This window comes from Rhizobium sp. FKL33, from assembly GCF_005222915.1.
GTDB lineage: Bacteria > Pseudomonadota > Alphaproteobacteria > Rhizobiales > Rhizobiaceae > Rhizobium_E.
In genome coordinates, this window is the sequence record NZ_STFX01000005.1 from 1 (window position 1) to 12,961 (window position 12,961).

Here is a 12,961-nt window from a genome sequence, read left to right on the forward strand (position 1 = left end):
GAACGCCGCGAAACGTCTGAAACCGAGTAGAATCAATGTCATGCGCCTTGTCCAGAAATTTAAACCGGACAGCAGTGGCACAAGGCCGAGGATGACGGAGGTGAAGGTGCGCGCCGCCGCTGTCTCCGCTCGCACATTCCCTAAAATTCTCCCCATTCTCCTAACCCGCCCTCAACCCCGTCGCATCGCAGGAGTACCCCGTTAAGCCGGCCTTAACGCCCCCGCCGCTGAATGATGGCGTGAAAAACCGGCGGCGTTGATGTCGAATTTGCGGAAGAAATATTATTTGGTCCTCACCAAGTCCCAGGAGCGGCTGGCGATGCTTGGCGGCGTGCTGCTGCTCGCGCCGATCCTGGCGCTGACCGGCCTATGGATCAACAATGCGCTGACGCTCTCGCGGCTGAGCCAGGCCATGGAGGCGCGGGCGGACGTCTGGAAGGAGGACGCCGCAGCCATCGACCGGCAGGTGACGCCGGCGAGCCTCAAGGACCCGATCAAGCGCAACGCCTATCGACTGGTCAACGGTCATGGCGAATTGCTGCCAGAGCGCCGGGTGATCGTCACGGTGCAGGTTCCCATCGGGTTGAAGAAGACCGGCGCCGACCGGCCCGGCGATCTGGCGACGCTCGCCGATGACGCCGCAGCGCGGACCCAGGAAATGGCGGAGCGAGAATGCACGCTGATGATCGGACCGCTTGCCGCCGAATGCCTTCCGGTGGCGGCCACCGGCAGACGCATCAGCGCCAACGCCTTCGAATATCAGCTGCAGCTCGCCTTTCGCGAGGCGCAGCCTTTCGGCGCGCGCGATCGTGACGGCCGCTACGATTTCACGCTGACGCGCTCCACGCCCGGCTCGGAATATATGCGCAAGCGCTTCTATTTTGCGGAAGCCGACCGGCAGCGACAAAAGATCTATGCGGCTGCGGCTGATGCCTGCAAGGAGATCCGCAAGCGCCAGGGCAATTGCAGCATCACGGCGCTGTCGGTCGCCTCGAAACTCGATCCCGGCACGCCGATGACGCGGCTCGCGGCGTCGGCGGCCTATGCGAGCCTGGTCCCGACCATGAAGTTGGCGGAAAGCAGCGCGCCCTGAGGCGTCATAGACCGTATTTCATTACCGCCCATTGCAGGAGCATGATCGTCTTGCCGTCGGCGATCTTGCCCGTTGCGATCATCTCGAACGCGTCCTTCAGGGGCACTTCGAGGATTTCGATATCCTCACCCTCTTCTTCCAATCCGCCGCCCTCGCCCTGCCTCTTGGTCACATCGATCTCGGCGGCGAAGAAGGAGACGCGTTCGGTGAGCGTGCCCGGCGACATATAGGCGTCATAGAGATAATCGGCGCGGTCGATGCGATAACCGGTTTCCTCCATCGCCTCGCGGATGATGGCGCTCAAGGGATCGTCGCCGTCGAGCAGGCCGGCGGGCGTTTCGATCAGCCAGCCGTCATCGCCGTTCAGAACCGGCGGCACGCGCAATTGACGGACCAGGATCACGCTCTTTCGGGCGGGATCGTAAAGCAGGATGGTGGCCGCATTGCCGTGATCGTGGATCTCGCGGCTCAGCGTCTGGCGTCCGCCTTTCAGCGTTTCATGCTCGACTGTGAGCCGTTGCAGATGCACGAAGCGCTTGTAGAGCGTCTCCGACGTGAGAATATCGACCTTGCGGGAAGGCTTAGCGTCCATGTCGTCTGCCCTTGTCCATCACGATCCTCCCTGAGCCCCGGTGACATGAAATAGGCTCAAGGAAAAGATCTTATTTTCTCAACCAGACCCGGTTGTCATGCAGGCCGACGCCGCCGAAGGGGGCGACATTGTCGGCGCCGGTGAGCACATTAATGCCCTCGCCGTCGAGATGCGCCTTGTTGGGCCAGAGACCCTCGACGATCAGCACGCCCGGCTTGGTGGTCTCGGTCACCCGCGCATGGATGCGGATCGAGCCTCTGTCATTGCCGATCGTGACGATGTCGCCGGCCTGGATGTCCAGCGCCAGGGCGTCTGATGGCGCAATCATCACTTCCGGACGGCCTTCCTTCTCCCGTGACGTGCGGGTTTCGGTGAAGCTCGAATTGAGGAAGTTGCGGGCCGGCGGCGTGGCGAGGCGGAAAGGATGGGCGTCATCCGCCTCCTCGACGACGGGACAATAATCGGGAAATTCCGGCAGCCGGTCATAGGGGCCGAGCAGGCCGATGGAATCAGGCGGCCGCACCGAACCCTGCTGCCCCACCCAATCCGGGCGAAAGCGGAACTTGCCGTCGGCATGGGCGAAGCCGTCGAGATAATGGGCGGTGCGGAATTCCGGCTGGCGGTCGAACCAGCGGTCATTGAGCAGGTCGTCATAGCTCGGCAGGCCGGGAACCGAGAGGATGCGCTCGATATGCGCGCGTTCGCTCATGCCGAAACCCGGCTGGTCGGCGACGCCGAGGCGCTTGGCCAGTTCCTCGATGACGAAGAGATTGGTGCGGACATCTTCCGGGGGCTCGACCAGTTTCGGCCCGAGCATGATGTGGCTCTGGCCGCCGCCGCGATAGATGTCGTCATGCTCGACGAACATGGTCGCCGGCAGCACGATATCGGCGATCTCGGCGGTCTCGGTCATGAATTGCTCATGCACGGCGACGAACAGGTCCTCACGGGCGAAACCCTGCCGCACCAGCCGCTGTTCCGGCATGACATTGGCCGGATTGGTGTTCTGGATCAGCATGGCCGTGACGGGCGGGCCGTTGCGCAAAGCGCGGGCGTCGCCGGTCAGGATGCGGCCGAGTTCGGACTGGTCGAGTTCACGGATCGAGGGATCGACCAGCGACCGCCCGGTCAGCAGCCGGTTGTCCATGCCGAAGATATGCGAATTGCTGTGGAAGGCGCCGCCGCCTTCATATTGCCAGGAGCCGAGTACGCTCGCCACAGACAGCGCCGCATGCATCGACACCGCGCCATTGCGCGAGCGGGTGAAACCGTAGCCGAGGCGGAAATAGCTCTTCTTCGTCTCGCCCACCAGGCGGGCAAACGTCTCGATCTCCTCGACCGACAGGCCAGTGATGGCGGAGGCCCATTGCGGGGTCTTTTTCGCGACATGCGCTTCGAGGCCCTGGGGATCATCGGTGTAGCGCGCCATATAATCCCGGTCGGCGTAACCGTCGCGGAAGGCGACATGCATGACGGCGCAGGCGAGTGCGGCGTCGGTGCCGGGCTTCAGGATCAGCTTCAGATCCGCCTGCTTCATGGTCGGGGTGTCGTAAATGTCGATCGCCACGACTTTCGCGCCACGCTCCTTGCGGGCGCGCATGGCGTGGGTCATCACATTAACCTGGGTCGACACGGCATTGGTGCCCCAGATGACCACGCAGTCGGATTTGGCCATTTCGCGCGGATCGGGACCGCGCAACTGGCCCGTGCCCATGACGTATCCTGTCCAGGCAGGATTGACGCAGATGGAATCGAAGAAGCCGGAATATTTCTTGGCGGCTGTCAGCCGCTCAATAGAATCGCGCTGCACCCAGCCCATCGTGCCGGCGTAGAAATAGGGCCACACAGATTCGGAGCCGTGCTTCGCCTCGGCCTTGACGAAGGCTTCTGCGATCTCGTCGAGCGCCTGCTCCCACGTGACCTGCTGCCAGGAGCCCCCGCCCTTGGCGCCCGTGCGCCGCATCGGATGCATCAGACGGTCGGGATGATAGAGGCGCTCGGCATAGCGCGCCACCTTGGCGCAGATCACGCCGGCGGTGTAGCTGTTGTCGGCGCCGCGCACCCGGCCCATCTTGCCGTCGGGCAGGATCTCGATATCGAGCGCACAGGTGGAGGGACAGTCATGCGGACAGGCCGAATGAGCGATGGCGATTTTTTCGGAGGGGCGGGTCGCAATGTTCATGCTATCGGTATAATTCAGCCGACGCCGCGCTGCTAGCCGCGCCAAAGCGCATTGACAAATATCATCCCGACTTCACCGGAAATCATGAATTACCGCCATATCTACCACGCCGGAAATTTCGCTGACGTCCTCAAGCACGCCGTGCTGGCCCGTCTCGTCGATTATCTCAAGCAGAAGGACAAGCCCTTCCGTGTGATCGACACCCATGCCGGCATCGGGATCTACGACCTCTCCAGCGAAGAGGCGCAGAAGACCGGCGAATGGCTCGATGGCGTCGGACGGCTTTTGGAAAAGGACATTCCGGCCAAACTCGCGCCGCTCCTGGCGCCCTATCTCCAGGCGGTGACATCCCTCAATCCCGACGGCGGCGTGCAATTCTATCCCGGTTCGCCCAAGATCACGCGCCATCTGCTGCGCAGCCAGGACCGGCTGTCGCTGATGGAGCTCCATCCCGACGACTATGAGACGCTGCGCGCCAATTTCGACGGCGACTTCCAGACCCGCGTCACCCATCTCGACGGCTGGCTGGCGATGAACGCCCATGTGCCGCCGAAGGAAAAGCGCGGCCTGATCCTAGTCGACCCGCCTTTCGAGAAGGACGGCGAATACAAGCGCCTCGCCGACTATCTCGGCAAGGCCTGGCGGAAATTCCCCGGTGGCGTCTATTGCCTCTGGTACCCGTTGAAGAAGGGCGCGCCGATCCCGGAGTTTCACGCCGCGCTGCATGCGCTGGAGATTCCGAAGACGCTGGCGGTGGAACTGACCGTGCGCAGCGAGCGCGACACGACGGGCCTGACCGGAACCGGCCTCATCATCGTCAATCCGCCCTTCACGCTGAAGGGGGAACTCGACATTCTGCTTCCCTTCCTCAAGGAACGCCTGGGTCAGGATCGCTCGGCGTCGGCGCGAGCGGTGTGGATCAGGGGAGAAAGCTGACCTTCAACATCAGCCGGTCAGCCTGGGCATGTTCACGACCTTGAGAAACAGCGCGTTCATGGCGTCGGCGACGCCGCTCGACGGGCTGACCTCGAAATAGAGGCCGTCGCTCGCGCAGGCTTTCATGTTGGTGGCGATTTCGCTGTGGAAGGGCTTGATCCATTTACGGTACCAGCTATCGCTGTCGACATCGAGATAAGTGGTGTAGAGAACCGCAATACGAACACCATTCGCCTTGATTTTCGTGCACACCGATGTGTCTATGGGTTGTTGGCACCGAGTGGCGCCACTGAGCGTCTTCAGGCATCCTGTGGGACGGTTTGCATCCTCGACGCCATCGCTCACCAAGAACACAACTTTCTGTCTGTTGGCGGCGCTCAACCCGCTACCGCCTGTACCGGCGGTGTCCTTCAGAGTAGTGAGGGCGGAAAGTAGATCTGTTTGCTGATAGCCGTTTTCACCCTTACCAGCTATGCTCATGAGGTCGATCGTGCCTGCGGATGTTTTGATGTCATCGAGGTTCGATGACATTGCCGCGACCTCCGTCAATCTTGCGTTGGCCGCTTTGGGCCCCAACGTATAAAGCGCCATGCGATACTGATCGTTGTAACGCCGCGTTGTTTTTGCAGTGTTGATCATCGATTGCGTAGCCGAAGCGACAACCTGAATCCGCAAAGTAGCGCCAATTGATTTAGCAAGCGCATAAGCGTCGTTCGCGTTGCCGGCAATATGGCAGGCAAAGGCGCAGCCGCCATTGTTTGCTTCCAAAAGCGAAATGTCGCTCGTCGTGGCGCCCAACCCCATCGAGGGCGAATTGTCGAGCATCAGATAGAAATCGGTATAGGTGACCGGCGAGTAGGTTCCCGTCGCCGATCCCGCCACATCGATCGAATTCTTGCCGATGATTTTCAGAAATGTCGTCGGGACGCTCGCGTGAAACTCGACACGAGACGTGAAGGTGGTACTGTTCCTTGTGACATCGAAATCGAAATTGGTGACATAGGCCAAAGTCTGGGCATCGGTGTTGGCTCGGAACCATTGCTGCGCATCGGCCTCCGCCTCAGCGATCGCGCCGGAGCTGCCCTTGGACAGAGCCGCAAGCACCCCGACTGATTGCTCAGCAATCGCGCCGACAGCAGCAGAGTCTGCCGACTGCTGTAGCTTCTGGCGCGCGTTAAGCGCAAATGTGTAATCCACAGCAGAGCCGATCGTAGTACAAAGCACGACCATCAACAAAGCCGCCATCATGGCGAAGTTGCCCGACCGATCTTTCAGCATCGAAATGAACATAGCACGTTCTCTATAGTGAGAGTGCAATCAGTACCGCTCGCGAGCTAAAATCGTGATAACTGGATTAGTTAATTCGAATCTAATTAATACAAAACCTCAACTGCCGCTTCGAGCGCGACAGCATGCGTCAAGAAATCGTTCATAGACGTGGGAGAGGTTGGCTGACCACTTGACCCCCGAGCCGCTTCCGGACAAAGCTCGCGCGGTAATTTCAGGAGATCGTTTCATGTCCGCCGCCCGGATCGCCTTGGCCTTGTCCGTCGCCCTCTCCGCCTTTTCGGCGCAGCCGTCGCTGGCTTTCGAGTTTCTGAAGATGCCGGCCCCGCAATGCGATTCCGCCAATGTGTTGGCCAGCTTGAAAGAGCGCGTCGACGGGCGGTTCCGGTCGGTGAACAAGACCAAGCTCTACATCAAGAAGGTGGTCAACGCCCGGACGACCTATGAGCGCCCCAAGGACGAATTGCATAGGGTCGGCCGCAAGTTCTGCCATGGCGTGGCGCTGATGGGTGGAGCCGGATCGAAATATGAGAAGCGCGACATCTGGTACACGCTGTCGACGCCGCAGGATCTGGCCGGCATTCCGGGCGTCGCCAAGATCGATTTCTGCATTTCCGGCCTCGATGTCTGGCGGATCTACGGCAAGGATTGCTCGACGCTCCGCACCACCATCGGCTGGTGAAGCCGATGCGCGCCGCGTGTCGCCTTCTGACCGCGCTCGCGATGGCGGCGTCCGCCGCCGGGGTTACGGGTTTTGCCGCAAAGGCCGACACTTTCGACTTTTATGTGCTGTCGCTCTCGTGGTCTCCCACCTGGTGCGCGGCGGATGCGGAGCGCGGCGATAACCGGCAATGCAAGGAAAAGCGTCGCTTCATCGTGCACGGTCTCTGGCCGCAGAACGAGCGCGGCTGGCCGCAATTCTGCAAGAGCAGCGAGCCGGACCGGGTGCCCTCGTCGATGATGCGCGAGATCGGCGATGTCATGCCCTCGATCGGACTCGCCGGCCATCAATGGCGCAAGCACGGCGCTTGCTCGGGTCTGACGCAGGAGCGCTATTTCCGGCTGCTCAAGGAAGCCTATGGGAAAATCAAGCTCCCGGCAGTGATCTTTGACGGCAAGATCGATCGCAAACTGGGCGTCGACGAGATCGAAAATCTGATGACCAGGGCCAATCCCGGTCTTGCGCGGGATGGCGTCGCAATTTCCTGCGACGGAGGCCAGCTCGAAGAAATCCGGATCTGCATGACCAAGTCGCTCAGCTTCAAGGCTTGCGATGAGGTCGACCGCAAGTCCTGCCGCGCGAAAAGCGTCAGCATACCCTCCGCACAATGAAAGCCGCGCCGATGAAGCTGTTGTATTCCTCCACCTCCCCTTATTCCGCCAAATGCCGGATGGCGTCGCGCTATCTCGGGCTGGAGATCGACTTCGTGACGGTGAAGACCGACGAGGATCCGGCGTTGCTGATCGACAACAATCCGCTCGGTAAGATCCCCTGCCTCGTACGCGAGGACGCAGCCCCGGTGTTCGACAGCGCAGCGATCATGCAGTTCTTCAATCGCGAAACCAAAGGCAAGCTCTATCCGCGCAATGCCGTCAGACGCACCGAAGCGGAAGTTCTGGAAGCGCTGTGCGACGGCGTCACCGATTGCCTGATCGCCATCATCTACGAGCGCCGCTTCCGGCCCGAAGACAAGCAACACCAGCCATGGATCGACCGGCAATGGGCGAAGGTCGAACGTGCGCTCGATCACCTCAACGCCAATCTGCCCAAAACCGGCAAGAGCCTGCATGGCGGGCATTTCGCCTTAGCGGCTCTGGTCGGCTACCTCGATCTGAGATTCGCTGGAAAATGGGAAAAGGGTCGCGGCAAGCTGAAGTCCTGGATCAAGAAGTTCGAGCGCCTCTTCCTGGATTACGAGGCGCTCAAGCCGCAGGCGTAACCCGGTCAGCCGGGATTACGGCGAGACTCCACGATGTGGCTCGATGTCGCCGGGGGCCGGCGTCGTATCGATCGTGTTCTGCGCAGGCGGCTCGGCGTCGCTGTTGGCGCTTGTCGCCGCCGGTTCCGGCTGCTGGGGCGCAATCGAAAAACCATAGATCTCCGCCACGCCCCAGGCGAGCGCCGCCAGAAGCAGGCCTGCGACAAGCACCGGTCGCCCGGTGCGGCCCTGGCGGGCTTCGGTCGCGCTGCGCTCGACCGTGCGATTGACGATGGGCGCGTCCTTCACTTTTCCGTCCGTATCCACATATCTGGTCATGATAGATCCTCTCGGCTGCAGCGACGTCAGGGGTCGCCCGGTTTGAGCGTGGCGGTGAATTCGGGATAGGCGCGAATGAAGTCGTCCTCCGAACCGCTGAAATCCTGCTCGCAGGTCAGCCGGACGGCGATGTTGTCGCCGACGTCGAGAGAGCCGTCGAAGGCGACCGGCGACTCTTCGCCGTTTTCGCGGATGAGGTTGGCGGTTTTCGTGAAGCCGTTGTGGAGCAACCAGTCCCGGGACGCCATGACGCTAACGCGCACCTTATAGGCGCCGCTGGTGTTTCGAACGGCGCGCACCTGATAGGCGGCCGGCGCATCCTGTCCTTCCAGACGGATGCGCCCCTGCCCGTCGGCCTCGCCGAGATGTTGATCGATGTCCACGGCCATGTCGTCGTCCTTGTTGAACTTCGCCGCCTTGGCGGCGGCCTCAATCAACTCAACGGCGCATCTCCGCGATGGTTCCGGACGAACGACATGCGAAAAACCCCGCCGCTCATCGCGACGGGGTCTTTCGATTAAGTCGATCCTGACGTCTGATCGGTGATCAGAAGCGCATGCCGAGGCCGACGGAGACCTGGTGCTCCTTGAAGCCGCGATCCTTCGCGCCGCTGTCGAGGTCGAAGGTCTGGGTCTGGTAGTTGGTGAAGCGATACTCGGTGCGAGCCGTGATCTGGTCGGTGATCTTGGCTTCGACGCCAGCGCCGATGGTCGCGCCGATCAGCGTCTTGGAGTCGTCCGAGGTCGCGTCTTCGGCCTTCACATTGGTGGCGGCCAGACCGGCGGCGCCGTAGACGAGAGCCGGTTGCAGGTCGTAGCCGACGCGGCCACGGATCGCGCCGTTCAGGCGCTGGGTGGTTTCAACGCCGTTCTTGACGCCGTCGACGCCGGAATAGTTGAGGTCGGCTTCACCGCCATAGACGATCTGGCCCTGCTGCATGTTGTAGCCGCCGTAAAGGCCGCCGCCGAGACCGTTGGTGTCGTAGTCGCCAGGAGCGGTCTTGGCCCACTGCTGGGTCACGCGGCCGCCGACATAGGCGCCATCCCAACCACCGGCGGGAGCGCCGATGTCCTGGGCTTCCGGAGCGATCGGAACTTCATCGATGGCGTCGGCCGCCTGGGCGGCGGACAAAGCGGACAGCATCATGGTGGAGGCTGCGAGCGTCACGAACAGATTGCGCATTTTCTTCTCCTTACATCCGGCGCCTCGGGTTACGCCCCGCACCGCCATTGAATTTAAAAATGACCCGAAAGGATCCAAATCTCTGATGCACCCTTAATGAAGCGTTTTTCATTACCAACAGGTTAATCAAAAGAGGCAATGTTGTGACATTTTTTGTCATGTCGCCCTAGTTTCTGACGTAAAGTCGAATTATTCATTCATTTACCAAACATATATTTCCGAGTTATTGATATATATTTCACTTTAACATGGTTAATGAAAGGTTTAATCTGAAACTTGGACAGAGCCGTATCATGCCTATATCTTGCGGAAGCAAGTCCGCGAGCGATTCAGAAGGCGCATCCGTTGAATAAAACGCATATCAAATCAGCACTGGTCACCGGGGGATCGACCCGGATCGGCGCGGCTATTGTGAAGGATCTTGCCGAGAATGGGTTTGCGGTGGCCATTCACGCCAATGGTTCTGTCACGCAGGCTCAGGAACTCTGCGACGCGATCCGGTCAGGCGGGGGCCGGGCCGCGGTGGTGCAGGCCGACCTCTGCGAGGCGACGTCGCGGGGCCGCATCGTCTCGGAAGCGGTCGCGGAAATCGGCCCCCTCGGCCTCGTCGTGAACAACGCATCCATTTTCGAGGACGATACCGTCGAGGACTTCGACGAAGAGGTGTTCGAGCGTCATTTCGCCGTACACGTGAAAGCGCCGGCTGCTCTGACCCGGGGGTTCGCCGCGCAACTGCCCGAGGACGCGAAGGGTCTGGTGGTGAATATGGTCGACCAGCGGGTCTGGGCGCTCAATCCACGCTTCTTCACCTATACGCTGTCCAAGGCGGCGCTGTGGACCGCGACACAGACGATGGCCCAGGCGCTTGCGCCGAAAATCCGGGTCAACGCGATCGGCCCGGGCCCGACGCTGAAAAACCAGCGCCAGACCGACGAGGACTTCGCCGCGCAGGTCCACGGGCTTATCTTGAAGGAGGGACCGTCGCTTCCCGAATTCGGCCGCACCATTCGTTTTCTCTTTGACACGCCATCGATCACGGGCCAGATGATCGCTTTGGACGGCGGGCAACACCTCGCCTGGCAGACCCCGGATGTGGCGGAGATCAAGGAATGACGGCAATGACGCCGAAGGATGGCGGCGTTCTCTATGACGAAAACCTGACGGACGACGAATTCGAAGACGCCGATGAGGCCGAGATCGTCGCCGTCAAAGGCCCCGATATCGCCTGGCGCGAAACGCCGCTGCCGGAAACGGGCCTCACCGGCATGGAGCTGATCGGCGAATTCGTCAAACAACTGCCCAACAGCCCCGGCGTCTACCGCATGCTCAACGCCGAGAACGAGGTGTTGTATGTCGGCAAGGCGCGATCGCTGAAGAAGCGCGTCAGCAATTACGCCCAGGGCCGGGTGCATTCCAACCGCACGGCGCGGATGGTGCGCGAAACGGCCAATATGGAATTCGTCATCACCCGGACGGAAACCGAGGCGTTGTTGCTCGAAGCCAACCTCATCAAGCGGCTCCGTCCCCGCTTCAACGTGCTGCTGCGCGACGACAAGTCTTTTCCCTATATCCTGATCACCGGCGGGCATCGGGCGCCGGCCATCTACAAGCATCGCGGCGCGCGCGTGCGAAAAGGCGATTATTTCGGACCTTTCGCATCGGCCACCGCCGTCGGCCGCACCATCAACTCCCTGCAGCGCGCCTTCCTCTTGCGCACCTGCACCGATTCCGTTTTCGAGAGCCGCACCCGCCCCTGCCTGCTTTATCAGATCAAGCGCTGTTCCGGGCCCTGCACGCATGAGGTCTCCGATCAGGACTATGACGTGCTGGTGCGCGAGGCGCGGGACTTCCTCTCCGGCAAGAGCCAGAATGTAAAGGCGGAAATCGCCGGACAGATGAACCAGGCCGCGGAAGACCTCGATTTCGAACGCGCGGCGGTCTATCGCGACCGTCTGGCGGCGCTCTCGCATGTTCAGAGCCATCAGGGCATCAATCTCGCCACCGTCGAGGAAGCGGACGTCTTCGCCATCCATCACGACGGCGGGCTGTCCTGCATTCAGGTGTTCTTCTATCGCACCGGCCAGAACTGGGGCAATCGCGCCTATTTCCCGAAGGCCGACCCGTCGCTGACTTCGGCGGAAGTGCTCAACGCCTTTCTGGCCCAGTTTTACGACGACAAGCCCTGCCCTCGGCAGATCCTTCTGTCGGAAACGATCGAAGAGATGGATCTCCTCTCGGACGCGCTGACCGAGCGCGCCGGCTACCGCGTCGCCATCAATGCGCCGCAGCGCGGGGAAAAACGCGAGGTCGTCGATCATGCGCTCAACAATGCGCGCGAAGCGCATGGACGCAAGATCGCCGAGACCTCGTCACAGGCGCGTCTGCTGGCCGGCATGGCGGAAACATTCGGATTGGCCCACCCGCCGCGCCGCATCGAGATCTACGACAACTCCCATATCATGGGCACGAATGCCGTGGGCGGCATGGTGGTGGCCGGCATGGACGGCTTCCTGAAGAACCACTATCGCAAGTTCAACATCAAGTCCGAGGATCTGACGCCCGGCGACGACTTCGGCATGATGCGCGAGGTGATGACGCGACGGTTCAGCCGGCTGATCAAGGAACATGGCAAGCCGGATCGCTCCAAACCGCCGGAAGACGACGACACTCTGCCCGCCTGGCCCGACGTCATCCTGATCGACGGCGGCCAGGGACAGATGACCGCCGTGCGCGCCATCCTGGCGGAGCTCGACATAACCGACTGTGTCACCGCCATCGGCGTCGCCAAGGGCGCGGATCGCGAGGCCGGTCGCGAGCGCTTCTTTCAGGAGGGCAAAGCTTCCTTCACGCTGCCGCCCCGCGATCCCGTGCTCTATTTCATCCAACGGATGCGCGACGAGGCGCACCGCTTCGCCATCGGCTCGCACCGGGCGCGCCGGAAGAAGGAACTGGTCAAGAACCCGCTGGACGAGGTCGCAGGCATCGGCCCCACCCGCAAGCGAGCGCTGCTGCAGCATTTCGGCACGGCGAAAGCGGTGTCGCGCGCAGGCATTCCGGATCTCATGGCGGTGCAGGGAATTTCAGAAGCGGTGGCGCGGCTGATCTATGCGCATTTCCACGACGCGCTGCCGGAAAAATAACCGTTGCAAGAAGAGCCGCTTCATGACAGAAGCGCCGCCTTGCTGGGCAAGGCGGCGCTCTCTAAAAGGGGGTCGGTCAGCGTAAGAGCAGAACGAGGACTCCGCGTGTTTTACAGCTGACCGACCGGCCCCACGATTCAGGAGATGCGGCGGACCTGAGCATCATGGGGTAGCTGGTAAGGTTTTGTTTCCCAACCGTTGAATCGAACATGACCGGGAATCGGAGGAAAATCAACGGCCCCTCCCGTATTATGCGGTGGAAAGAACTAGTATTTCACGTCATTCTAACGC

The 12,961-nt window shown here is 61.3% G+C and carries 13 protein-coding genes; 7 read left to right on the forward strand and 6 right to left on the reverse strand.

Translation table 11 applies throughout. The annotated features are described in order from the left end of the window. Nucleotides 1–286: 286 nt before the first annotated feature. Entirely contained in the window at nucleotides 287–1,093 is an 807-nt protein-coding gene (locus tag E8Q41_RS02560; protein ID WP_137153945.1) for a hypothetical protein, read from the forward strand. Nucleotides 1,094–1,097: 4 nt separating this feature from the next. Here E8Q41_RS02560 and E8Q41_RS02565 read toward each other — a convergent pair whose 3' ends face one another. After that, complete coding sequence (locus E8Q41_RS02565; protein ID WP_137153946.1) at nucleotides 1,098–1,685, reverse strand: NUDIX domain-containing protein; 588 nt, start codon at nucleotides 1,683–1,685, stop codon at nucleotides 1,098–1,100. A gap of 70 nt (nucleotides 1,686–1,755) precedes the next feature. Next, nucleotides 1,756–3,867: a molybdopterin oxidoreductase family protein gene (locus tag E8Q41_RS02570; protein ID WP_137153947.1), complete on the reverse strand. Its 2,112-nt coding sequence runs from the start codon at nucleotides 3,865–3,867 to the stop codon at nucleotides 1,756–1,758. A gap of 84 nt (nucleotides 3,868–3,951) precedes the next feature. Here E8Q41_RS02570 and E8Q41_RS02575 point away from each other — a divergent pair, with 84 nt between their 5' ends. Then, entirely contained in the window at nucleotides 3,952–4,803 is an 852-nt protein-coding gene (locus tag E8Q41_RS02575; protein ID WP_137153948.1) for a 23S rRNA (adenine(2030)-N(6))-methyltransferase RlmJ, read from the forward strand. Nucleotides 4,804–4,812: 9 nt separating this feature from the next. Here E8Q41_RS02575 and E8Q41_RS02580 read toward each other — a convergent pair whose 3' ends face one another. After that, a complete protein-coding gene (locus tag E8Q41_RS02580; protein ID WP_137153949.1) occupies nucleotides 4,813–6,093 on the reverse strand; it encodes a TadE/TadG family type IV pilus assembly protein in 1,281 nt (426 codons plus the stop codon). Nucleotides 6,094–6,319: 226 nt separating this feature from the next. Here E8Q41_RS02580 and E8Q41_RS02585 point away from each other — a divergent pair, with 226 nt between their 5' ends. From E8Q41_RS02585 to E8Q41_RS02595, 3 genes are read left to right on the forward strand one after another with little or no spacing between them, the layout of a single operon-like run. Then, a complete protein-coding gene (locus tag E8Q41_RS02585; protein ID WP_137153950.1) occupies nucleotides 6,320–6,772 on the forward strand; it encodes a hypothetical protein in 453 nt (150 codons plus the stop codon). A 5-nt stretch (nucleotides 6,773–6,777) separates the two neighbouring features. Next, nucleotides 6,778–7,422: a ribonuclease gene (locus E8Q41_RS02590; protein ID WP_137153951.1), complete on the forward strand. Its 645-nt coding sequence runs from the start codon at nucleotides 6,778–6,780 to the stop codon at nucleotides 7,420–7,422. Between the two features lie 11 nt (nucleotides 7,423–7,433). Further along, entirely contained in the window at nucleotides 7,434–8,030 is a 597-nt protein-coding gene (locus E8Q41_RS02595; RefSeq protein WP_137153952.1) for a glutathione S-transferase, read from the forward strand. Nucleotides 8,031–8,045: 15 nt separating this feature from the next. On the opposite strand, the gene E8Q41_RS02600 is transcribed toward E8Q41_RS02595, so the two are convergent. The 3 genes from E8Q41_RS02600 to E8Q41_RS02610 all read right to left on the reverse strand — a co-directional run bounded on the left by E8Q41_RS02600 (nucleotide 8,046) and on the right by E8Q41_RS02610 (nucleotide 9,530). Further along, nucleotides 8,046–8,348, reverse strand: coding sequence for a hypothetical protein (locus tag E8Q41_RS02600; protein ID WP_137153953.1), 303 nt, complete (start codon nucleotides 8,346–8,348; stop codon nucleotides 8,046–8,048). 26 nt (nucleotides 8,349–8,374) lie between these two features. Beyond that, nucleotides 8,375–8,785, reverse strand: coding sequence for a hypothetical protein (locus E8Q41_RS02605; RefSeq protein WP_137153954.1), 411 nt, complete (start codon nucleotides 8,783–8,785; stop codon nucleotides 8,375–8,377). Nucleotides 8,786–8,894: 109 nt separating this feature from the next. Then, a complete protein-coding gene (locus tag E8Q41_RS02610) occupies nucleotides 8,895–9,530 on the reverse strand; it encodes an outer membrane protein (RefSeq protein ID WP_137153955.1) in 636 nt (211 codons plus the stop codon). A 345-nt stretch (nucleotides 9,531–9,875) separates the two neighbouring features. Between E8Q41_RS02610 and E8Q41_RS02615 the strand changes: the two genes are divergently transcribed. Beyond that, nucleotides 9,876–10,643 (forward strand): SDR family oxidoreductase, encoded by a 768-nt coding sequence (locus tag E8Q41_RS02615; protein ID WP_137153956.1) that lies wholly within the window; start codon nucleotides 9,876–9,878, stop codon nucleotides 10,641–10,643. Next, nucleotides 10,640–12,670 (forward strand): excinuclease ABC subunit UvrC, encoded by a 2,031-nt coding sequence (uvrC, locus tag E8Q41_RS02620; protein WP_137153957.1) that lies wholly within the window; start codon nucleotides 10,640–10,642, stop codon nucleotides 12,668–12,670. Before E8Q41_RS02615 ends, uvrC begins: the two co-directional genes overlap by 4 nt. Nucleotides 12,671–12,961: the final 291 nt, after the last annotated feature.